Source organism: Psychrobacter immobilis (assembly GCF_904846235.1).
Lineage (GTDB): Bacteria > Pseudomonadota > Gammaproteobacteria > Pseudomonadales > Moraxellaceae > Psychrobacter > Psychrobacter immobilis_C.
In genome coordinates this window covers 1-22,037 of the sequence record NZ_CAJGZN010000024.1, presented here as the reverse complement: position 1 = coordinate 22,037, position 22,037 = coordinate 1, and the positions used below count along the sequence as shown (strand labels likewise).

The 22,037-nt window shown below is 42.0% G+C and carries 17 protein-coding genes; 13 read left to right on the top strand and 4 right to left on the bottom strand.

What is annotated here, in order from left to right:
* Positions 1 to 35: 35 nt before the first annotated feature.
* The gene (gene rpoZ, locus JMX07_RS12510; RefSeq protein ID WP_057761396.1) at positions 36 to 296 is read right to left on the bottom strand and encodes a DNA-directed RNA polymerase subunit omega; all 261 of its coding nucleotides are present in this window, start codon (positions 294 to 296) and stop codon (positions 36 to 38) included.
* Between the two features lie 164 nt (positions 297 to 460).
* Positions 461 to 1,087 (bottom strand): guanylate kinase, encoded by a 627-nt coding sequence (gmk, locus tag JMX07_RS12505; RefSeq protein WP_201608260.1) that lies wholly within the window; start codon positions 1,085 to 1,087, stop codon positions 461 to 463.
* Positions 1,088 to 1,460: 373 nt separating this feature from the next.
* On the opposite strand from gmk, the gene ispH reads away from it, so the two are divergent.
* The 11 genes from ispH (at position 1,461) to JMX07_RS12450 (ending at position 11,833) form a co-directional block, all read left to right on the top strand.
* On the top strand, positions 1,461 to 2,417 hold the full coding sequence (gene ispH / locus JMX07_RS12500; RefSeq protein ID WP_201608259.1) for a 4-hydroxy-3-methylbut-2-enyl diphosphate reductase: 957 nt from the start codon (positions 1,461 to 1,463) through the stop codon (positions 2,415 to 2,417).
* 59 nt (positions 2,418 to 2,476) lie between these two features.
* A complete protein-coding gene (locus JMX07_RS12495; RefSeq protein WP_057761390.1) occupies positions 2,477 to 2,725 on the top strand; it encodes a hypothetical protein in 249 nt (82 codons plus the stop codon).
* A gap of 54 nt (positions 2,726 to 2,779) precedes the next feature.
* Positions 2,780 to 3,595: a thioesterase family protein gene (locus JMX07_RS12490; protein ID WP_201608258.1), complete on the top strand. Its 816-nt coding sequence runs from the start codon at positions 2,780 to 2,782 to the stop codon at positions 3,593 to 3,595.
* A gap of 519 nt (positions 3,596 to 4,114) precedes the next feature.
* Entirely contained in the window at positions 4,115 to 6,076 is a 1,962-nt protein-coding gene (htpG, locus tag JMX07_RS12485; protein WP_201608257.1) for a molecular chaperone HtpG, read from the top strand.
* A gap of 320 nt (positions 6,077 to 6,396) precedes the next feature.
* On the top strand, positions 6,397 to 7,878 hold the full coding sequence (locus JMX07_RS12480) for a C13 family peptidase (protein ID WP_201608256.1): 1,482 nt from the start codon (positions 6,397 to 6,399) through the stop codon (positions 7,876 to 7,878).
* Between the two features lie 112 nt (positions 7,879 to 7,990).
* Positions 7,991 to 8,881 carry an S-formylglutathione hydrolase gene (gene fghA / locus JMX07_RS12475; RefSeq protein WP_201608254.1) on the top strand — a complete coding sequence of 297 codons (891 nt, stop codon included), beginning with the start codon at positions 7,991 to 7,993 and terminating at the stop codon, positions 8,879 to 8,881.
* Positions 8,882 to 9,110: 229 nt separating this feature from the next.
* Complete coding sequence (locus JMX07_RS13715; protein ID WP_371547594.1) at positions 9,111 to 9,392, top strand: TIGR03643 family protein; 282 nt, start codon at positions 9,111 to 9,113, stop codon at positions 9,390 to 9,392.
* Between the two features lie 114 nt (positions 9,393 to 9,506).
* Positions 9,507 to 10,196 (top strand): ribulose-phosphate 3-epimerase, encoded by a 690-nt coding sequence (rpe, locus tag JMX07_RS12465; protein ID WP_201608252.1) that lies wholly within the window; start codon positions 9,507 to 9,509, stop codon positions 10,194 to 10,196.
* Positions 10,197 to 10,407: 211 nt separating this feature from the next.
* Positions 10,408 to 10,806 carry a hypothetical protein gene (locus JMX07_RS12460; RefSeq protein WP_227684836.1) on the top strand — a complete coding sequence of 133 codons (399 nt, stop codon included), beginning with the start codon at positions 10,408 to 10,410 and terminating at the stop codon, positions 10,804 to 10,806.
* 182 nt (positions 10,807 to 10,988) lie between these two features.
* On the top strand, positions 10,989 to 11,300 hold the full coding sequence (locus tag JMX07_RS12455; protein ID WP_058024609.1) for a hypothetical protein: 312 nt from the start codon (positions 10,989 to 10,991) through the stop codon (positions 11,298 to 11,300).
* A 221-nt stretch (positions 11,301 to 11,521) separates the two neighbouring features.
* Complete coding sequence (locus tag JMX07_RS12450) at positions 11,522 to 11,833, top strand: hypothetical protein (RefSeq protein ID WP_101205798.1); 312 nt, start codon at positions 11,522 to 11,524, stop codon at positions 11,831 to 11,833.
* 156 nt (positions 11,834 to 11,989) lie between these two features.
* Here the strand turns inward: JMX07_RS12450 and rpmG are convergent, their stop codons facing one another.
* Together rpmG and rpmB are read right to left on the bottom strand one after the other, a co-directional pair.
* Positions 11,990 to 12,145, bottom strand: a complete 156-nt coding sequence (gene rpmG, locus JMX07_RS12445) for a 50S ribosomal protein L33 (protein WP_010201403.1) — start codon at positions 12,143 to 12,145, stop codon at positions 11,990 to 11,992.
* 128 nt (positions 12,146 to 12,273) lie between these two features.
* A complete protein-coding gene (gene rpmB, locus JMX07_RS12440; RefSeq protein ID WP_057761372.1) occupies positions 12,274 to 12,510 on the bottom strand; it encodes a 50S ribosomal protein L28 in 237 nt (78 codons plus the stop codon).
* 484 nt (positions 12,511 to 12,994) lie between these two features.
* On the opposite strand from rpmB, the gene JMX07_RS12435 reads away from it, so the two are divergent.
* Together JMX07_RS12435 and purU are read left to right on the top strand one after the other, a co-directional pair.
* Positions 12,995 to 20,776 (top strand): beta strand repeat-containing protein, encoded by a 7,782-nt coding sequence (locus JMX07_RS12435; RefSeq protein WP_201608250.1) that lies wholly within the window; start codon positions 12,995 to 12,997, stop codon positions 20,774 to 20,776.
* Positions 20,777 to 20,988: 212 nt separating this feature from the next.
* Complete coding sequence (purU, locus tag JMX07_RS12430; protein WP_227684835.1) at positions 20,989 to 21,909, top strand: formyltetrahydrofolate deformylase; 921 nt, start codon at positions 20,989 to 20,991, stop codon at positions 21,907 to 21,909.
* The last annotated feature ends 128 nt before the right edge of the window (positions 21,910 to 22,037 follow it).

Genomic DNA, 22,037 nt, shown 5'->3' with positions numbered 1-22,037 from the left:
TGGCTTTATAAAATATATCTTATCAAAACAGCCTACTAGAAGCTGTGGTCGCCTGACAATGCTAAATCTAATGAGCTAGTAGCAAAATTATGCTCTGGCTGATTTAGGATATCGCGTGTGATTTTGCCAGCGGCAATTTCACGTAGTGCCAATACTGTAGGCTTGTCGTTATCAACGTCAACCAACGGTTCGGCAATACCTTTGGCCAATTGACGGGCGCGTTTGCTTGCGACCAAAATTAGCTCAAAGCGATTATCAACATTATCCAAACAATCTTCAATCGTCACTCGTGCCATAAATAGCTACCTCGGTTGTTTTTATTAGTAACGGACCTTGCCCGCCACTCAATAAAAATAATATCAAAAATATAAAGGGGGATAGCTAAATATTATAGCATTTTTTGCCAAGTCGCGTAGTTGCTTTTTATATCTACTTACGAGATTAGCTGCTTGTGCTTAGTTTACTCTTCTACCTGAGCGTTTAGCAAGTTGCTAATCGTACGATGATAGCGCTGCTGCTGACGACCAAGTGTCTGCCTGTCGGCCACGATAATGGCTTTTAGCTCAGCTAAGGCTACATCAAAATTATCATTGATCACTACATAGTCAGCATTCACATATTGTGCCATTTCGGTGACCGCGCCAGCTAGACGGCGCTCTATTACTTCTACAGAATCCTGCGCGCGGGTTGAGAGACGTTGACGTAATGTCGCAATGCTAGGTGGTAGAATAAAAACCATAATGGCATCGGGGAAGATATTTCTGATTTGCGTCGCGCCTTGCCAGTCAATCTCCAAAATAACGTCAATACCCGCCGCTAGCTGAGTACGGACACTTTCCTCTGACGTGCCATAATAGTTACCAAATACTTCAGCATGCTCTAGAAATAGACCCGCATTGATACCATTGGTAAAACTATCGGTATCCGTGAAATGATAGTGCTGACCATCAATCTCGCCCGGGCGCGGTGAGCGAGTGGTATGAGAGACGCTGACGGTCAAGTCATTGGTGGTAGCAAGCAACTGCTTGACCAATGAGGTCTTGCCAGTACCTGAAGCGGCGGTAACAATGAATAATGAACCTGTCATACAATTTATCCTAATAGAAAGTATCTGAGTAACTCGTAAAATGTATCGTAATAAATGCGTGTTGATAAAAAGTTAAGCAGTGCCTCAGTCAAAAACAAAGACTGGAAAAAATAAAAAACGCCATCATGTATGGCGATAGAAATTATAATAGATGCATTATTATAAACTGCTTTTATACAAGTTAAAGCTGGTTTTGCAATATGTCGTGAGTATCTTGAGATTTGCCTATAAAATATTGCTATGAATAGACAGCTATTTTAGAGAGCAATAAAAGCAAATTATGCTAAAGTAGAGCATTGATTTCGCCCTAACTTTTGAATGAAAACATTCAAAATACGTTTTAACTATAAATTATCTAATGATAGGTCTTTTTATGCAAATTTATCTTGCCAATCCCCGTGGATTTTGTGCTGGTGTGGACCGTGCAATTGCGATTGTTAATGAAGCATTGACACGTTTCGAGCCGCCCATTTATGTCCGTCATGAAGTTGTGCATAATAAGTTTGTGGTATCAGACTTGGCCAATCGTGGTGCGGTGTTCGTTGAAGAGCTTCACGAAGTACCAGATGGATCTGTTGTTATCTTTTCTGCTCACGGCGTGTCTAAAGCAGTTGAAGATGAGGCTGGTCGCCGTGATATTATTGTGTTTGATGCAACATGCCCGTTAGTGACTAAAGTACATATCGAAGTGGCCAAGTTTGCCCAAGATGGGATGGATGCCGTGTTGATAGGACATGCAGGACATCCAGAAGTCGAAGGCACGATGGGGCGTTTCAATCGTCACCATGGCGGACAGATTCATCTGGTCGAAGATGAAGGTGATGTGGCTGCATTAACTGTACAAGATGTCGAACGCTTGGCATTTGTGACTCAGACAACTTTGTCGATGGATGATACTGCGCGCGTCATCGATGCGCTGCGAGAAAAATTCCCTAGTATACAAGGCCCTCGCAAAGACGACATTTGTTATGCCACTCAAAACCGTCAAGATGCGGTAAAAGATTTGGCCAGTCGCTGTGAAGTGGTCTTGGTAGTTGGTTCGCCAAACTCATCAAACTCTAATCGCTTACGTGAGCTGGCTGAGCGTATGAATTGCCGTGCGTATTTAATCGATAATGCTAGTGAGATGGACAAGCGTTGGTTAGATGGAGTGCAGAGTATAGGCGTGACCGCTGGTGCATCCGCGCCCGAAGTATTAATCCAAGAAGTATTGCAACAGCTGCAAGACTGGGGTGGCGATCTGCCTAGTGAGCTATCTGGTATTGAAGAAAATGTAATGTTTAGTCTGCCGAAAGCGTTGCGGATACCTGTTACTCAGGTCGGTAAGTAACTAATATTCGTGTTTGTATTTATATTTGTATGAACCATCATTGATATGGATAAGGTCGCATGAAAGAACCAAAAGCCAGATTTGTATTGGCAGAGGCCACGCTCGCTGAAGTCAACAAGCAACTAAAGCTCAATATGCTAGTGATGGCAGCAGTGGTTTTTGTATTGTTTATGAATATCATGAAGTTTATGGCAGAAAAAAGCTTTTTCTACGCGATGCTCGCAGTAGTTATGATCTGTTTATTATTTTTCATACAAAAGGCTCGCCGTATTCTCACGCTTAGAAAACAAGAGCTTATCCATAAGTAGAAAGTACAAGCATAAATAAAAAATACAGATGAAAGTGCCAAATATAGGATAGCTATGACTGCTTATTACAAATTTGTTAAAAGAGAGTTACAAGAAGACGGTGTCAGTGTGGCGCATTATCAGCCAACCAAGCATGCTCAAGGTGCTTGGAATGAGCATGAGCAGCACATGGCGCCAGCAACAGGCCTATTAACAGCCGAGATCAACAGCTTCGCGCCACAACCTAATACCCGTATCGCACGTGTGAGCCTCGATATCTTGGGGCTAATACCGCTTGACGATTTTACTATCACTACTCGCTGTATCCGACCGGGTAAGACTATTGAGCTGGTCGAAGCAATCATGAGTAGCCGTGGTCGCGATGCTATCATTGCAAGAGCGTGGCGACTGATTACCCAAGATACCAGCGAGATTGCTGGACTTGAAGATCAACCAGCAGAATACAAACCTGAAGAGTTGCCAGTTTGGGAAGGTATGAAAGGCTGGCCGGGCGGTTTTATTGAAAGCGTACGTCTAGTAGCGACAGAAGACCGTCGTGCTGGTCGCGGTATGGTATGGATTACCAATGATCTAGACATGGTAGAAGGCGAGGCGACTGATGACTTGGTGCATCTGTTAGGTATGGTCGATACTGCCAACGGTGTTGTACCAAGATTGGGTCTTGGTTTGTCTAAGTTAGAATGGATGTTTCCCAATACGGATTTGCAAATCCATATGCATCGCTCACCAAAAGGTCGCTGGCTCGGTATCGAGGCTGTACAACAATATGGCGATGATGGTATCGGACTGACAAGCGCGGTATTGCATGATATATACGGCCCTTTTGGTCGTAGTGAGCAAATCCTTACTATTCGTCCGATGCCACGTTAAAAGGCTAAGAGTCAGTCAGGCTATAGTTTTGAAAAATAAAACGATACGTTGTAATCAATTAATTATACAAATGATAGGGAAATAGTTTTAATAGTAGCTAACAAGACAATATTGCTAAAAAGATAATATTACTAACAAATCAATGTTAATCGACATAGAGGTTACTATGAAAACCCATACTCAATTTTCAAAAAAGCTGACGACTCTCTGGGATATATTGATAGAAGCATATTCAGAATAGTTGCTGTTGTTTGCGCTTTGATTGCTATATCAGAAAATGACTGAGCAATTAAATGACGAAGCAAGTAAATTCCAGACACCAGAACACCGCCTTGGTAAGCAAGCGCGGTGTTTTTTATTGAATAGGGCTTTTGAGCTTGAATTTTTTCTCAATGCCCCTATTAGTATAGACAGTTTAACGGTATTGCATACGGCAAGTTCTCCAACATTATGAGAACGGCTCTAGTGAGTATATCGTTATCTGATAATAGGTCTTTCATAGAATTTAAAGGAGTTTTTATGAGTGAAGCAACTCAAGCTGAAGGTCTGAATCCAGAATTAAAAAAACATACGTTTGAAGCGGAAGTGGCGCAGTTACTGCATTTGGTAACGCATTCACTATATTCTAACGCTGATATTTTTGTCCGCGAATTGGTATCTAATGCGTCGGATGCTTGTGATAAGTTGCGCTTTGAAGGCACAAATGACGATAGCCTTTATGAAGATGATGGCGAATTAAAAATCCGCATCGCCGTCGATGAAGCTGCCAAAACTATTACCTTTACCGACAATGGTATTGGTATGAACGAAGCCGATGCCATCGAAAACTTAGGTACGATTGCTAAATCAGGCACCAAAGCATTTTTGGATAAATTGTCTGAATCACAAAAGCAAGACGGTCAATTGATTGGTCAGTTCGGTGTTGGTTTTTACTCAGGTTTTATTGTGGCTGATACCATCAGTGTCGAATCACGTAAAGCGGGCGAGCCTGCGGATAAAGGCGTGCGCTGGGTATCAGATGGTACTGGTAGTTTTACTGTTGAACCTATTACCAAAGACACGCGCGGTACGGCGATTACTTTGCATCTAAAAGAAGAATATAGCGAGGGTGAAGATAACTACTTAGATCGCAGTAAAATTAAGCGCTTGGTTAATAAGTACTCTGACCATATCAGTTTGCCGATTCAAATGCGTAAAGAGATCTGGCAAGAAGATGTAAAAGAAGACGAAAACGACGACACACCTGCTGGTGGCCAGATGGTACTCACTGATGAGTGGGAAACAATCAATAAAGCCAGTGCACTATGGACTCGCTCAAGCTCTGAAATTGAAGATGATGAGTATGTCGATTTTTACAAGAATATCTCTTATGACATGGATGCGCCGCTTACTTGGACACATAACCGTGTAGAGGGTCGCGTACAGTATACGCAACTACTATATATTCCTAAAAAAGCGCCAGTTGATCTATACACTCGTGAGCAGCAGCATGGTCTAAAGCTGTATGTAAAGCGCGTCTTTATCATGGACGAAGCTGAGCAATTGCTACCGATGTATTTGCGTTTCGTGAAAGGTGTGATCGATTCAGCAGACTTGCCATTGAACGTGAGCCGTGAGCTACTACAAGAGTCACGTGATGTAAAATCTATTCGTGATGGTAACGCTCGCCGTATCTTGACCTTACTCGCAAGCCTTGCTAATAGCGAAGACAGTGACAAGCAAGAGAAATTTGCCCAGTTCTATGCAGAGTTTGGTGATGTCATCAAAGAAGGTCTAGGCGAAGACGCAGGCAATCAAGAACGTATTGCTAAGCTATTGCGTTATGCCACCAGCACGCAAGACGGTCTGGTGACAAGCTTTGAAGACTATAAAGGTCGTATGAAAGATGGTCAAAAAGCCATCTACTACCTCACAGCTGATAATCTAGCCGCTGCGAAAAACAGCCCGCAACTTGAGCTATTCAAGAAAAAAGGCATCGAAGTTATTTTGATGACCAGCCGTGTTGATGAATGGGCAATGAACTTCTTGACCTCATTCGATGAGACACCGCTGCAAAACATCGCCAAAGGCGCAGTAGATTTAGGCGACTTGCAAGATGAAGCAGAAAAAGCGGAAGCAGAGAAAGCTCAAGAAACACTTAAGCCTGTTGTTGATAAATTAAAGGCTGCATTGGGTGAGCGTGCTAAAGACGTCAAAGTGTCTACTCGTTTAGTCGATAGTCCAGCTTGTTTGGTCGTTGGTGAAGGTGAGCTATCACCACAAATGATTCAGATGCTACAGCAAATGGGTCAGGACGTACCAGCAAGTAAGCCAACGCTAGAAGTAAACCCTGATCATCCACTCATCAAGAAGCTTGAGAGCAGTGAGCAGTTTGATGATCTGGCGCAAGTCATTTTTGATCAAGCATTATTGGCAGATGGCGGTCAGCTAGACGATCCAGCCGCTTACCTAAAACGCGTCAATGAGCTATTGATGAGATAATGTTTAGTAATGAGTAAAAAAGGGAGGCTTTATATAAGAGGCCTCCTTTTTTATTTGAATTTTTGGCCAAATTTAAGTGAATTTTACAAATCAGCCTTATCCTCTTAACCGACAATCCGTTACAATCGCGATAGATTAGCGAGCTAAAATATTAAGCAGTGCTGGTCATCTTCTATAATCACTCCATCGTGAATTCAATATAAATCGATGTCTGCATGCTGTACAAAAAATCGTCAATTGATTGCACCGCGTGGCTGTTACATTAAGATAATTATCATTGAGTCATTTTATTTTTCTCGACTGGCTAGAGGTCTAAGTCTTTGTCACTTACGTCGTTAAAAACCGTCTCGCTTCAGCGTTTTTCGCTCAATTTCGCTGCCAATATTATTGCAACTTTGTGGATGCTAGTGGGCTCAACACGGGCTTTTTCTTGGGTTAAACCCACTTTTGTACAGTTTGCCGTATTTGCACTATTGGCGCTTGGTAGTAATGTCTTATTTTCATGGTTAGCTGCTGAAAGTGGCAGCATATTTAATGAGCAAGGATTGGTCAGTTATTTGATCTGGCCGATGATTATTTTGCTTGGTGGTATCATTTTGGCTCGGCGAGCGAGCAATCAAGCATTGGTATTTGTACCAGTAGTGCTGTGGTTGGTCGCCGATACATTGTCAGCCTTATTACAGAGCTTGGTGCAGTTTTTTGGTAGCTATGGTTGGTTGCCAAATTGGAGTTATTCGTTCTTACCAGTACTTTTTTTAGTATTATTCTTATGGCAAACGCTAGCTCTATTGTGGATTTTCTCCCGTCGTCTGCGTATACCATGGTGGGAGCGAATCATTGTATTGGTTGGCGCGGTAGCGTTGCTGACCATCTGGCAGCGTAATGTCGCTGACCAGCCAATCTTTAAGCAAATACCTGTAGAGCCTGTATTAGAAGAGGCGGCACTGTATCAGCAGCCACGTCTATTACAGCAAGCATTGGATAGTATAGACCCAAGTATCGATGGCAAAACCGACTGGTACTTCATGGGAGTGGCAGGATTTTCTGATCAAAACGTCTTTCGCTCTGAGATTAACAAGGTGCGCGAGTTGTTTGATGTACGCTTTGGTACCAGCGGGCATTCACTATCGCTGATTAATAATACTTATAGTTGGCTAGATGAACCAATCGCTACTAAGACCAGCATTTTGCGCGGTCTAAAGAAAATCGGTCAGCAGATGAATGCTGATGAAGACGTGTTGTTTCTGACGTTGTCTTCACATGGTAACCAAGATATCGTTCAATTGGCAAATCCACCGCTTGCGATGGATAATTTAGATGCTACATGGTTGCGTGACGCGCTAGACGCATCGGGTATTCGCTGGCGTGTGATTGTGGTGTCTGCCTGCTACTCAGGTTCGTTTATTGACGAGTTGGCATCGCCAACCACGGTAGTGATTACTGCATCAGCCGCTGACAAAGCATCGTTTGGCTGCACCAACACAGCTGAGATGACCTATTTTGGACAAGCGTTTTTTGCTGAAAGTCTACGAGGAAATACCAGTTTCGAGTCGGCTTTTAAAGATGCCAGTATACGGGTCAATGAGCGTGAGAGCGCCATGGGCTTCGAGCCATCAGAGCCGCAAATGGTGATTGGTAGCTTAATGGAGACAGCATTGCCTGCGTTTGAGCAAGTATTGTTTGATAAGGCGCGTCCATCCGTTGCTAGTATTACAAATAATGCTACTTCTACAACGGTTAATATTTTACCTGACAGTGCTACTAATCTATCGGTAGACGAAGTAGAAATAGCCGTTGAATAAGCACAAAGTAAGATTTGGCATTTAATAAATTCTAATATTAGATTTACTATTAGATGATGAGCATTTATTAAACATCACCATTGGTTCTATTTTGAATAAAAGGATATCACTCATGCAAAATTCCTATAGTCATAGTTTATCTAACAATAAACAGCTTACCCAAAAAAGTGTGAATCGCTGTTTCAACGGTGAGCAGCATTATTATAGTCACGAGTCGACGTCTACCAAAACCTCTATGACGTTTAGTATTTATCTACCTGACGAAGCTCTGGCTGGACGACGTTGTCCTGCGATATTGTATTTATCAGGTTTGACATGTAATGCTGATAATGTCACTCATAAGGCGCATTTTCAGCAAAAATGTAGCGAGCTTGGTATGATACTTATCGCACCTGATACCTCACCTAGAAGTAGTGAAGACAGCGATGTACCAAACGACGATCGCTATTTTGTCGGTCAAGGTGCAGGTTATTATGTTGACGCGACCCAAGCGCCTTGGTCAGACAACTTCAACATGCAAAGCTACATCGTTGATGAGCTATATGACTTACTACGTTCAGAGTTTCCCATTCACAGCATCGGTGTCACAGGACATTCAATGGGTGGTCATGGTGCGCTGTTGCTAGGGTTTAAGTTCCCAAGTAAGTTTGTCAGCGTATCGGCTTTATCGCCAGTATGTGCGGCTAGTGAGTCTGCATGGGGGCAAGCCGCTTATACAGAGTACTTCGGCGATGATAAGGCTCTATGGACGCAAGCGGATGCCTCACAGATGATTGAAAAGGTCGGTCAGCAGTATTCGAGCATTTTGGTTGATCAAGGCGCAGCTGATAACTTCTTAGCAGAAGGTCAGCTACAGACCTCTAAACTACAAGACGCTTGTGCAAAAGCCAAACAGCCCTTAACATTACGCTATCAAGCGGGGCATGACCACAGCTATTATTTTATCCAAACGGTGATTAATGATCATATCGAACATCATTGGCATATGGCTCAAATGAGCTAAGATGTCCTGCAGATGACCGTGATACATTTTTCGCTATTCCATTCATGCTCAACAGGTGATTTTTATGGCAAGTTATCAAGATTTGACAGCTTCTAATTCAAAGAATAAGTCAGCAGATACGAGCTCTACAAAAGCGACTATGCAAGCTGATATGGATGCTGCTCTACAAAACAAACAACGTAACATTGATTGTAGTGATGAAGTGTCTCAAGTTAAGTCAGACGAGCTGATTGCAAAAACCGTCAACGACGCTGGCGATAGAGTACTTGATGATGTTCAAATATCTCGTGTGATAGAGATGGCGTGGGAAGATAGAACGCCATTTGGCGCTATAGAGCATAGCTACGGTCTCGATGAGACTGGGGTTATCAAACTCATGCGCCAAGAGTTAAAGCCGTCATCTTTTCGCTTATGGCGTCAGAGAGTGAGCAATCGCGCTACCAAGCATGAGGCAAAGCGCTCTTTTGAAGTTGGTCGTGCTTATTGCAAAACTCAATATAAGCAGCGTTAGATAATTAAGTATTTAACATCAGTATATGAAAGGCTTGCAGTATAGGTGAGCCGCTTGAAATTTCCTTTGTAATTTATCAATATCTTATATAAACATGAATTAGGTAGCTCAATTATGAACAGTCCTGCTAAACCTTATCTTATTGCACCGTCGATACTCTCAGCTGATTTCGCGCGGTTGGGCGAAGAAGTGGAGAAGGTACTAGAGTCGGGTGCCGATGTGATTCATTTTGATGTGATGGATAATCATTACGTACCCAATTTGACGTTTGGTAGCATGATTTGTAAGGCGTTGCGTGACTATGGTGTTAAAGCGCCAATTGATGTCCATCTGATGGTTTCACCTGTCGATAGTATGATTGAGCAGTTTTTGGAAGCGGGTGCTAGTATCATTACCTTCCATCCAGAAGCCAGCGCTCATATCGATCGCTCACTTCAACTGATCAAAGATGGCGGTGCAGAGTGTGGCTTGGTATTGAATCCAGCGACACCATTACATTATCTTGATTATGTCATGGATAAAGTAGATCAGATTTTATTAATGAGTGTGAACCCGGGCTACGGTGGGCAGTCGTTTATCGATAGTACTTTAGATAAAGTTCGTCAGGTACGTCAGCGTATTATTACTAGTGGTCGAGATATTCGATTGGAAGTTGATGGCGGTATCAAAGCCAGTAATATACGTGCGATTGCTGAAGCGGGTGCTGATATGTTCGTTGCTGGTTCTGCAATTTTCAATAAAGAAGATTATAAAGCGGCTATCGATGAGATGCGCGCAGAGTTGTTATTAGCCAACAACAGCTAGCGAGTTTTGTATGGTTAATAAACGCTATTAGCCATACAATAATAATATTAGAATGTGCTGTATAACTTATGACTATATAGTTAATACTCCATAAAAGAGCTACAGCGTTAACCTCGCTTGAAGTATCACGTATACATCTGCACTCAGTTGCCTTGTATCTCTTTTAAATTGAATCAACTCTATATAACGGTCAGTCACGTAAAGGTGAAATATGGACACAAACAATTCTAGCCGTTCAACAGAACCTTCTGAGCAAGTAAACTCTCATGAAACGTTGAATCAGCAGGCAAGGCAGTCACTTGAAAGTGAAACACCGCAGCGCAGTTTGGTGCCTAGAGGTATCACTATTGGCTTAGCTATGTTTGCACTTGTACTTAGTTTGGCAGGTTATGGCTTTCGCCTGATGGTAGGTGATGACGTCGAAACCGTGCTGCGTCACGCTGCAGTCATTGTGCCTGCATTTATGTTAGGTATTCCGCTGTTTTTTTGGGTAGGCTCTCGCATACTTAATAAAGTTAAAGACCTGCATATCGAGAGTTGGAATGCGATTAGTTTGGGCTATTTGACCTCTTGTATATCAATGCTATGGCTGATGGGTACTTACAGTTAAGTTATGTCGCTATAAATATAATGCTTCTTCGCGCCTGTATTGTTTATTCGCGCCTGTATTGTTTATTCGCGCCTATATTGTTTATTCACGCTTATATTGTTTATTCACGCTTATATAACGTCGTAATATTTTATATTTTTTAATCATTAAGCCATGTTCTACAAGCATGACTGGAATTTTATATGAGAATCGTACCAGCCAGTATTGCTAAAATTATCTATCCTAAAGACTTACCAAATGGCCTGTTTACTAGCTTAATCATAGCTTGTCTTCTGATGGGGCTCGCTTCACTGCGTAACGGGACAGATTTACAGGGTTGGCTAAACGTCATTGAAAACTGGCTGCTGATGTTACTGATACTTCCGACTGCCACGGCGACTGTTGCCCTGCCTTTTAAATACCGTGATCCCACCCTTGAGCTAAAGCTGGTCTATTACCTTGGGATGTTCGTTGCTTTCTTATTTACGTTAGCGAAACTGCGCTATTGGCGCTAATGTGTCCTTATTGCAAGGTATCTAGGTTTGTTTTTATAGTGAAGACTTATGTGATAGCCCTTGAATTCTAGTGTTAAAGCGTCCATTGTATGAGTAAGACAGATTTACCCGCGTTACTGTAAGATGATAGATTTGCCGAATGAGTTTGTTTTCAATAAATAACTGCTTTGCAATGACTAGTTTCTCTACCAGTACTAAACGGGATAATAAGGAACATATTAATGCCATATGATATCGATAACGATATAGAAGTAGACAACGAAAGTAGCGATCAATTTGCAGGGTTTGCCAAAGAAACCACGTTAGAGTTGGTGGAAGCAGATGATGGTAGATTGTTGTTGCGTGATGCTGAACAAGATGAAGCGCCGCTGATGACTATTGATTTTTCTGACAAGCTAAAAGAGCTACTTGGTAGTGACACTCAAGCCATTGGTCAACACATGATTCATGCTGCGATTCAGGTTATTATGCAAAAGCAGATGAGTAAGTGGCATGCGCATGTATATGACAAGGAACCAACACACTACAGCTAATCTTTGGTTATTTTTGAGCACCAGTTAAAGTAAATACTGGTCAAGGCGAATGATTGAAGATATAGCTTAGCAACATCAAACTACAGCCATAAAAAAAGGGTTTATCAATTGATAAACCCTTTTTTTGTTCAAATAGTACCATTTATAAAATGGAGATTATTTGATTTTAGCTTCTTTAAAGATCACATGCTGGCGTACTTTTGGATCAAACTTTTTGATTTCCATTTTGCCAGGCATAGTGCGCTTGTTTTTAGTAGTGGTGTAGTAATACCCAGTACCAGCTGTTGATACTAATTTAATTTTATCTCTCATGATAGCTTTCCTGTAAATGAGGGGTCTTCAAACGATAGGTACGTGTCTCAAAGAATGAGTTGCCACAATTAATGTAGCAAAACAGCAGCCTAAATGATGAGAGTCATCACTCAGCTGCTATTTTTAACTTAAACTTTTTGACCTTGTGCGCGTAGATCCGCTAACACTTTATCGATACCAAGTTTGTCAATGATGCGCATACCTTTGGTAGACACACGTAGACGTACAAAGCGGTTTTCAGACTCTACCCAAAAACGATGGTTGTGAAGGTTTGGTAGAAAGCGACGACGGGTTTTGTTGTTTGCATGCGAAACATTATTACCCACCATAGGGCGCTTTCCAGTCACTTGGCAAACTCGAGACATGGCGAACTCCTAATCTATGAGGTATGAGTTTTTCTCATACCAGTCTGGGCAAGTTGCACGTTTTTGCGGCATGGACACAGCAAGCGGCAGCTTTGCACCAAACAAAACTATATGAAGGTTGAGCTGGTTTTGCTGCTATCTAAAGGCAAATAACAGGCTGACCAATTCAGAAAATTTTAAAGCCGACATTTATACCATAAAACAGATGAATACTCAAATATTTTTACAATAACTGTCGAATTAAAGGAGGGCTATTATACCCTGAAATGAGCGCTCTATGTTGTTGATTGTTTAATAGTAAAGATTAATTTTTAGTTGTAAGTTATAACAAAAGTCAGTAAAGTTGCTGTTATATATTTAATACAATCTGTTAATACACTGGTATTACTGTAAATCTATGTATCATTACCAATCTCTTCTGATTCTGTGTAATGATTTTTTGCTTATTTGCTCAGATAAATTACTGCTCATGCGGAGTCAAAAAATGTCATATAGCTCTCTACCCCTTACTTCTAAGTTGTTTCAGCTCACTTCTTTGACTTGCGCATTAGCATTAGCGGGTTGTGGTGGAGGCGGTGATGGTGACACCGTAGATTCTATTGCACCTGAGTTTAATGGGGGAGTTACGCAGCCTGGAACGGACGGTAGTGGTAGTGACGGCGGTGAACAAGTACCAGATATTGAACCTGATTTTTTCTTACAGAAACTCAGTACATCACCTACTATCATTGAGTTATCTGATGAGCAGGCTATCTTTAATGTTACAGTTAAAGCTGCCGAAGTAGGCTCAGGTGGTGCGATGGTTGGCAAAGCGGTTACATTAAAGGTGGTGAGCTCCGAAACCAACGGTATCACTATCGAAGGTCAAAGCACTCAAGTGACTGACAGCGATGGTAATGCAGTATACACGCTAAAACTTAACCCACAGGCAGTCGCAGACAAAGAGGCGTTAATCGCAAACGGCTTTACCTTAATGGCTACTGCCAATAAAGCAGATGGGACAGCTGTTGCACCGCAGGAGCTGAAAGTCTCCGTTAGTAGACAAGGTAGTGGAGATGGTACTCAAGTCATTGAAAGCGAGCTTGATATAAGTACTTCATTGACTACTAGTTCGGTCTCCAATAACGTCTTAAATGTATATGGTGATACAGCAACCCTTAGTGTGGTTGCCAAAAATAGTAAGGGTGCTCGCGTCAAAGACGTAGCGGTTGGTTTGGGTATTGATAGCATCAAAGGTATTTCTATCATAGGCGGTAATAGCAAATCCACAAATACAGATGGTATTGCGGTTTTCAAAGTAAAGGTAGATGAAAATCTTCCAAAAGCTGAGCGCGATGCTTTATTAATAGGAGAAGGTATTGCATATGCTATTAGCATCCAAGAGCAAAGTGGGGCGACTAAGCAAGAAACTGGTAATTTATCTATAGGACTGCCTACCTCTGATTATGTGTTGGATGTGGAAGGTAGAGATGAATTGCTCAATGCTTATGGAGATGAGCAACCTCTAACTGTTACAGCTACTGCCAAAAACTCTAAAGTACCGACGAATATCGATGGCGCGAAAGCAACTATCAAACTTAACAATTCGATAGCTGGAGTCAGGCTTAGTACAGAGGCTCTTACCTTTGATGCTACTGGTAAAGCAGTGGTCAGTCTAATCATAGCTTCTACATTGACTACAGAGCAGCGTAAAGAAATTGTAGAGAAAGGTGTGAATTACACTGTGGTTTTATCAGAGCCTAATCGTGCAGTAACCGCAGACACCTATGGTAATGAAGCGTATATCCCTGATTCTCAGTATCAAATAAAGTTTGCGACAAAAAATAAAAGTAGAATCTCTAGTTTTGGTAGCGAAGCTGTTATTAGCTTTCGTGTCAATGACAAAAATGGTGGAGCAGTTGCCAATCAAAAAGTAACTGCCAGCCTACCTCAAGAGCTTGTAAATACTGGCCTTTTAACTTTAGACAGTGCCGCTGCCCAAATAACTGATAGTAAGGGTATGGTTAGTTATAATGTTAGTGTGCCAGCCAATTTGAGTGCTGCACAAAGAACCAAGCTAGAAGGTATTGGTAACTTTATCTTGACAGCTAAAGTTACTGAGACATCAGGAGCCAGTAGCAGCATCAACAGTGAGCGTATCCAAGTAACGGCTGAAAGTGAAACGATCCTAACTGTGAAAAACATTCCTAGTGCGGTCAATATATTGAAGGATCAATTCCAAATACAAGTTGCAGGTAAGCGTCCAGATGGTAGTGCGGCATCTGAGAAAGAAGTGAAATTGACGATCACCAATGTAGCAGGTGTGAGTATTCAAGGTAACCAGCAGACTACGGATGTATCAGGCAATGCAGTATTCACCATCAATGTAAGCCAAGATTTAACAACAGCCCAGCGTGAAGCGTTAGTGAAGTCTGGTATTACTTATACGATCACATTAACAGATGAAGATGGCATAGCCACCGAGCAATACAAAGCACCAGTTATTATTCCAGTAGCTGAATATAAGTTAAACTTTGGAAGCAGCAGTAGTGAAAAACTGTTAAGCACTGGTGGTGTTACGACTTTAAGCTTCCGCGTTAATGATAAAAATGGTGGCGTCATTGCCAACCAAACTGTAACAGCGAGTCTACCTAGCAGCTTGACGCAGAAAGGTTTAATAACGCTTGAGAGTGCTGCAAGTCAAGTAACTGATGCTCAGGGTAACGTAAGTTACATGGTACGCATTCCTGCAGGGCTGTCTGCTACACAAAGAGCAGAACTCGAAAAAGCAGGTGAGTTTGTATTAACTGCTCGTCTGGTTGAGTCCTCAGGTGCCAGTATCAATACTAGCAGTAATCGCGTCTTATTGACTGCTGACCCTAGTAAGAGCAAAACTGTCCTGACAGCAAAAACCACACCTAGCGTCGTAAACGTTTTAAAAGACCAGTTTACGATTCAGGTATCTGCCAAGCGTCCAGACGGTAGTGCGGCCGCCAGTAAAACCGTGAAGCTTGCCATTAATAGTATAAAAGGCATTAGTATTGAAGGTGGTGAACAAACCACGAACAGTGCTGGTAATGCAGTCTTTACCGTGAATATAGACCAAGCATTGACCTTAGAACAGCGCAAAGCACTTGCAAAAACAGGTATTGCTTATACAGCTACATTGACTGATGACGATGGTATTGCCACTGAAAACTACAGTGTAAAAGCCTCTGTCCCGAGTTCCGAGTACCAAATCAACTTTGGCAGTAATAGTAATGCACAACTATCAAGCTCAGGTGGTAGTACTATTGTGAGCTTCCGAGTGAATGATAAGGACGGCGGCGTTATAAGTAATCAAAAAGTCACAGTCAGTCTACCAAAATCTTTAGTTGACTCTGGGTTATTGACTTTAGATAGTGCGGCTGCGCAGACAACAGATGACAAAGGTATCGTAAGTTATACTATTCGTATCCCTACTGGATTAGAGGCTACACAAAAAGCAGCTTTAGAAAAGGCCAGTGGATTTTTCCTGACAGCCAACTTAGTCGAGACTTCAGGCGCTAGTACCAGCGCTCTTAGTACGCCTATCAGCATAAGCAATAAAGTTCAGTCAAGTTTGACAGTATTAACTTCAGAGACTAACCCTAAGGTAGTGAATGTTCTAAAAGACCAGTTCACGATCAGCGTATCAGGTAAGCGTAAAGATGGCAGCGCTGCAGCTGATAAAGTCGTTAAGCTAGCGCTTAATAACGTATCAGGCATGACTATTAAAGATAACGAGCAAAAAACAGATGCGTCGGGCAATGTGACATTCACTGTAGAGATAAGTCAAGATTTGACTCAAGCTCAACGTGAAGCACTAGTGAAGTCAGGTATCAATTATACAGTAAGCTTGACTGATACTGATGGTGTAGTGACCAGTGGATACAATGCCTCTGTCATTATTCCGGCAGCACAGTATCAGATCAACTTTGGTACTAGTGATAAAGTTCAGTTATCAAGCTCAGGTGGCAGCGCTATCATTAGCTTCCGTGTCAATGACAAAAACGGTGGTGCTATTACAGGTCAAAAAGTAACAGCAAGCTTACCTAGTGCTTTAACCCAACAAGGTCTACTGAGTATCGAAGGCAGCTCTGAGCAAGTGACTGATAGTAAAGGTATGGTGAGCTATACCGTTCGGGTTCCAGCAGGCTTGACGCAGAAACAAAAAGACGCGCTAGAAGTGATCGAAGATTTTGTACTAACTGCTAAGGCAATCGAAGATTCAGGTGCGAGCAGCAGTATTAGCAGCTCACTTGTAAAAATTACCTCGGCTGTAGAAAAGAGCGATATTAAATTGACGTCTATCAGTTCACCTAAAGTGGTCACTGTCACAGACAAGCAGTTTACGATTCAAGTATCTGCGAAACTGACTAACGGTAGTGTTGCAGCTGGCAAAAACGTCAAGCTTGTGATTAAGGATGTGGCAGGCGTTAGTATCCAAGGTAATGAACAAACAACCAATGAAGCTGGCAATGCTGTATTCACCGTAAATCTAAGCCAAGATCTCAATGAGGACGAGCGTGCGTCGTTGGTGGCGTCGGATATTGCTTATACCGCTACCTTGACGGATAGCGATGGTACAGAAGCAAAAATTGAAAACAAAATTGATGTCGTACAGCCGGTTACTAGCTTAGAATTTAGCGAGATCATCACGCCTTCTATTAGTGAGCTTGGTGGTCAAGGCACTATTAGCATTAAGCTATCAAATAAAGCCAATCAAACAGCAGTTAAAGGGCAAGCAGTTGCTATTCAATTGGGTAAAGCCGCACTCGATTATGGCGTTACAGTCAATCAAACGACAGCGACTACTGATTTTAGTGGTGAGACGACATTTATTGTTACTATTCCAAAAGGGCTAACCGCAGCAGAGCGTACCGAACTGAAGCGTGTAGGTATTAACTACCAGCTGTCGTATGTCGAAAAAGAGGAAACTTATACATCTACTATCACAAAAGTAGATGTACTAACGCCAGCAGTTGATCTGACAGTACTAAATTCACCAAACCTTATTAATAATCGTCCTTTTTATACATTGAATGGGGAAGGTGATACGGCTGTGGTGAACGCTGGATTAAGTACTCGGAATACCAATATAAGCATCAGTGGTCAGCCTATCCAATTAGAATTTGCGAATAAAGAGTTAGCAGCATTATTAACTGTAAACGGTAAGCCGGGTGTAAATAATAATATTGTCGAAACCAGCGCTACGGGTGCAGCGAGTTTTACGGTTATTGTGCCAAGCAACTTAACTGCAGAGCAAAAAGCGACACTCAAAAACCAAAAGTTAACGGCTACCTTAACTGAGACATTGACGGGTAAAAAACAAGATATTCAGTTCAATATACAGTCAACCAAAGCGGCTATTGATTTAATAGCTATCACACCAAATTCACTAAATCTAAATGGTGGTGAGACTCAGGTTGAGGTAATAGCCCAAGACAGCAAGGACAATGTCATTGCGGATAAGCAGGTTTATTTAGCGCTTCCTGCTGCTGTTGCAGCTCAAGGGGTTAGATTGGTAACCAGTGGTACGCAAACCACGAATGACTCAGGTAAAGCGAGCTTCACACTTGCTGTACCAGCTGGACTAACGAATGCGCAAAAATCAGCCATTGGTAGTAGCTTCAAAGTCGTATTTTCAGCTACTGATGAGAATGATAATATTGCTACAAAAATCAGTACTGTTAAGACACTAACTCCTGATCCAAGCGGTACGACTGAAAGTCTTACTATTGGTGCAAATAAAGTCGTCAATACCAAAGGTGATACGTTCAAAGTGTTTGTTCGTTTAGAAAATACAGACGGTGCTATTGCCAATCGTCAAGTTACTTTAAACGTTGATGACCCTATAAAAACGGGTGTCAGTATCTCGAACGGTACTGCTACTACCAATAGTGATGGCGTAGCTACCTTTAACTTAACTCTTGAAGATGGTGCTAACGTTAACCAAGCAACGTTAGAAGCTGGTATTCGATTAACAGCGACCACAACAACTGCCGAAAACACTTCATTAGTACAAAACTATATCGTTGCAGTAGATACCGCTACGATCGATAGCTATCAGTTAATAGCGTCTTCTGATAAGCCAACCTTGACCACGGGCGGCGATCAAACTCAAGCCTCATTTATTGTCACAGACAGTCAGGGTGGTATTCTTACTGGTGTACCGATACAGTTAAGTATCGAAAATTTAGAGTCAAGCGGTGCCGCGTTAACTACATCTAGTACAGTTTTGAGTGATAGTAGTGGTCGGGTTGACGTGGGTGTATTGTTAGCAGCTAACAGTATCAATGCACGCCTCAATCATAGTGTTGTAATCAATGCCAAAATCGTCACGCCACAATATGACGTAGATGGTAATGTCAGTATGCAAGTGCGTGAAGAGAAGTCTTTGAGTTTATCTGCAATTGGCACAACACTCACCCTTACAGCATCTGAAAAAAATCTCAAAGATAACAGTACAACCACCCTGTCTTCTACTTTAACTGATGGGATGGGACTTGCGATAGCAAATGCCAATGTAGAACTCATTGATACTGACGGCAACCTTATCGCTAGTGATGCAACCGCGACCACCGATTCAGAAGGTAAAGCTAGCTTTGTAGTTAACGAAAGTGATTTGAGCTTTGATAGCAATGGTAACTTACGTGTCTTTGTGAGAGCAGTGGGTGAGCGAGAACTGACCACGCAACGTAGTACCAGTAGCATTGATTTGGTTAAGGTATCGCAAGCGGGTATTAGTTTCATCGATATTGAAGACGTTTACGATGTTAATGTGGCTCAGAACATTAATATACAGGTTCGCACTAACTCTGCAGCTGAAGCGAATGCACTTATTGGTAAGCTTTTAGAAGTACAAACAACGATTGGAACGTTTGCGAACAATGATGTCATCTCGACTCAAGCGATAACAGCTGCCAATATTCAAGGTAATATTATTACAGTTCCAGTCGTACTGAACTCTCCACTTGCTGGTACAGCAGTATTACAGGCGACAGTACTTGGTGAGGTGAGCAACGGTCAGCTCAAATATCAAACAACCGTAGACACGCGTTTTAGAGCAACTACGCCAGCTAATATACTGTTCCAAGCAGTAAGATCAGTTATTACACCAGGCAGCAGTACTGAGCTTGTAGCAACTGTCAAAGATGAAAATGACGTACCTGTAGAAGGTCAGACAGTCGTCTTTAGCCGTGCTTCCGATTCTTCAGCAGGAAGACTGTCTGCTGCAACTGCTATCACTGATAGTAAAGGTCAGGCACGTGTAGTGTATTTGGCAAACGCCAGCTCACCGATTAATGGGGTGACTCTCAATGCTCGACTATTGAACGACCCTAATAATATTGGTAGCAAGTCTACTAATATTACTGTATCAAAGGATGCTGTTTATACAACATTGACGTTTGCTAATAAAATATCTTCTGACAACATCTACTACACAGTTAATGGCTCGATATCGGTTATGGATGGCTCAGGACAGGCCGTGGCCAACAAAGAGGTATCTATCAAGTCTTACGCAGTAGAGTATGCACAAGGTCGCGTGTGTCTACTAGATAGTAGTACTTCGTATCAAGGAGCTAATACGGTAGATGGAGAAGGCAATATCAATACGCCAGAACCTAAAACGTTCTCTGAAAAATCTATCGTATTATTACAATCTAATTGGATTACGAGTGAAGATAGTCCAGAATATAACTATATCTTAGATAATGATGACGATGTAAATAACAATGGTGCACTGGATACCATTAACCCAGTTGCTATCATTGGTGGCACACTCGCTGATGATGGTTATTCGTTTGTCACTGATGTAGAAGGACGTGCTGATTTCCAAGTTCGCTATCCTATCCGTTATTCAAACTGGGTCAAAGTAAGGTTCGATGCATCAACTTTCCTGAACGGGAGTGAAAATACTCAAAGCTTGAATTACTCGCTACCATACTTAGAGGGTGACTTGGATATCTCTGGTGATACCTTATTTAGCCCTTGGATCGCAGACGCTAGCCCGTTTGGTGCAGGTAACGCAACTTGTGTGAATAGCTTGAGTGTTAATATCGATGCTGAAAAAGATACTACGAAAGTGATACTGTCACCGTATCAGCAAAGCTATGCAGTATCAATCAATGGTGTCAGTCCAAATACACAATCGCAAGGTTATAACAGCTTTATTGTAGACTTTAATCAAGCGTTTGAATTAGGCGCTACGTTAGGCGTCGTGAGTAATGGAGCAGGTTTTACCAGAACTATAAAAGTCGAATAACATTGCCAAATACTTAAAAGTGATATTTAAAAACCCCCAACCCTACGTTGGGGGTTTTTGCTTAATCTTTCTAAATAACCAAATCACCTTAAATAACCAAAAACAACCAACTCGCTCAGCAAAGTATTGCAAAAAAGATTAAAATAACCGGTTTACTATGCTGTCAGCAATTTTTCAGCGATAAGTCATCATTTTTTTATATTGGGCGAATTATGTCAGACAACACTAAAACGGTTTCATTATCGACCATAGCTTCTCAGAGCAAACAGAATCCTAGCGCTATTGATACAGCCACGCTGCTCATCAAATGCAAAGATCAGGCGGGTATCGTACAGGCAGTCTCTGAGTTCATTCATCGTTATGGTGCTAATATCATTACGCTCGATCAGTATTCAACGGCGCATGAAGGCGGTCAATATTTTATGCGTTTAGAGTTTGCCTTGGCAGGATTGAGCGATATTATCGAGAATTTTGAAGCCAGCTTTGCGCATACGGTTGCCAAGCGTCACGATATGGATTGGCGTCTACATAATAATGCAACGAAGACCAAAGTCGGTATTTTGGTATCTAAATTTGATCATGCGTTGTTAGATTTATTATGGCGACATCAGCGTGGTTTGCTGGATTGCGAGATTACGTGTGTGGTCAGCAATCATCCTGATTTAAAGCAAGCAGTACAAAATTTTGGTATTACCTTTCATCATGTGCCAGTGACCAAAGACAATAAGTTCGATGCAGAAGAGCAGATCCATAAGTTAATGGCAGGTAACGACTTGTTAGTATTGGCGCGCTATATGCAGATATTGTCATCAGGTTTCGTCAAACGTTGGCCGATGCAGATTATCAATATTCATCATTCTTTCTTGCCGGCGTTTGTGGGTGCAGATCCTTATCGTCAAGCTTACGATAAAGGCGTTAAGCTTATCGGCGCAACTGCGCACTATGTCACAGCTGAGCTTGATCAAGGGCCTATCATCGAGCAGGATGTACACCGTGTGACGCATCGCCAAGGAGTGACAGAATTGCGTGCTATCGGCCGTGATATCGAACGCAACGTATTAGCACGTGCTGTAAACTGGCATGTGCAAAACCGTGTGATTGTGGCGGGTAATAAGACAGTCGTATTTAACTAAGAAAAATGGTGGTGTATCAAAAAGTATGCTGAAGAAATAAAGGAGGGTGACAGTCAAAGCAAGATGATATATTTGAGGTTATGAAGACACAAATAGATATCAGCTGCCCCGACTGTCACAGTCCCAGT

Bases quoted from the DNA above. Each gene is read 5' to 3' on its own strand.
- rpoZ (WP_057761396.1), bottom strand. From the start codon at position 296: ATGGCACGAGTGACGATTGAAGATTGTTTGGATAATGTTGATAATCGC.
- gmk (WP_201608260.1), bottom strand. From the start codon at position 1,087: ATGACAGGTTCATTATTCATTGTTACCGCCGCTTCAGGTACTGGCAAG.
- ispH (WP_201608259.1), top strand. From the start codon at position 1,461: ATGCAAATTTATCTTGCCAATCCCCGTGGATTTTGTGCTGGTGTGGAC.
- JMX07_RS12495 (WP_057761390.1), top strand. From the start codon at position 2,477: ATGAAAGAACCAAAAGCCAGATTTGTATTGGCAGAGGCCACGCTCGCT.
- JMX07_RS12490 (WP_201608258.1), top strand. From the start codon at position 2,780: ATGACTGCTTATTACAAATTTGTTAAAAGAGAGTTACAAGAAGACGGT.
- htpG (WP_201608257.1), top strand. From the start codon at position 4,115: ATGAGTGAAGCAACTCAAGCTGAAGGTCTGAATCCAGAATTAAAAAAA.
- fghA (WP_201608254.1), top strand. From the start codon at position 7,991: ATGCAAAATTCCTATAGTCATAGTTTATCTAACAATAAACAGCTTACC.
- rpe (WP_201608252.1), top strand. From the start codon at position 9,507: ATGAACAGTCCTGCTAAACCTTATCTTATTGCACCGTCGATACTCTCA.
- JMX07_RS12460 (WP_227684836.1), top strand. From the start codon at position 10,408: ATGGACACAAACAATTCTAGCCGTTCAACAGAACCTTCTGAGCAAGTA.
- JMX07_RS12455 (WP_058024609.1), top strand. From the start codon at position 10,989: ATGAGAATCGTACCAGCCAGTATTGCTAAAATTATCTATCCTAAAGAC.
- JMX07_RS12450 (WP_101205798.1), top strand. From the start codon at position 11,522: ATGCCATATGATATCGATAACGATATAGAAGTAGACAACGAAAGTAGC.
- rpmG (WP_010201403.1), bottom strand. From the start codon at position 12,145: ATGAGAGATAAAATTAAATTAGTATCAACAGCTGGTACTGGGTATTAC.
- rpmB (WP_057761372.1), bottom strand. From the start codon at position 12,510: ATGTCTCGAGTTTGCCAAGTGACTGGAAAGCGCCCTATGGTGGGTAAT.
- JMX07_RS12435 (WP_201608250.1), top strand. From the start codon at position 12,995: ATGTCATATAGCTCTCTACCCCTTACTTCTAAGTTGTTTCAGCTCACT.
- purU (WP_227684835.1), top strand. From the start codon at position 20,989: ATGTCAGACAACACTAAAACGGTTTCATTATCGACCATAGCTTCTCAG.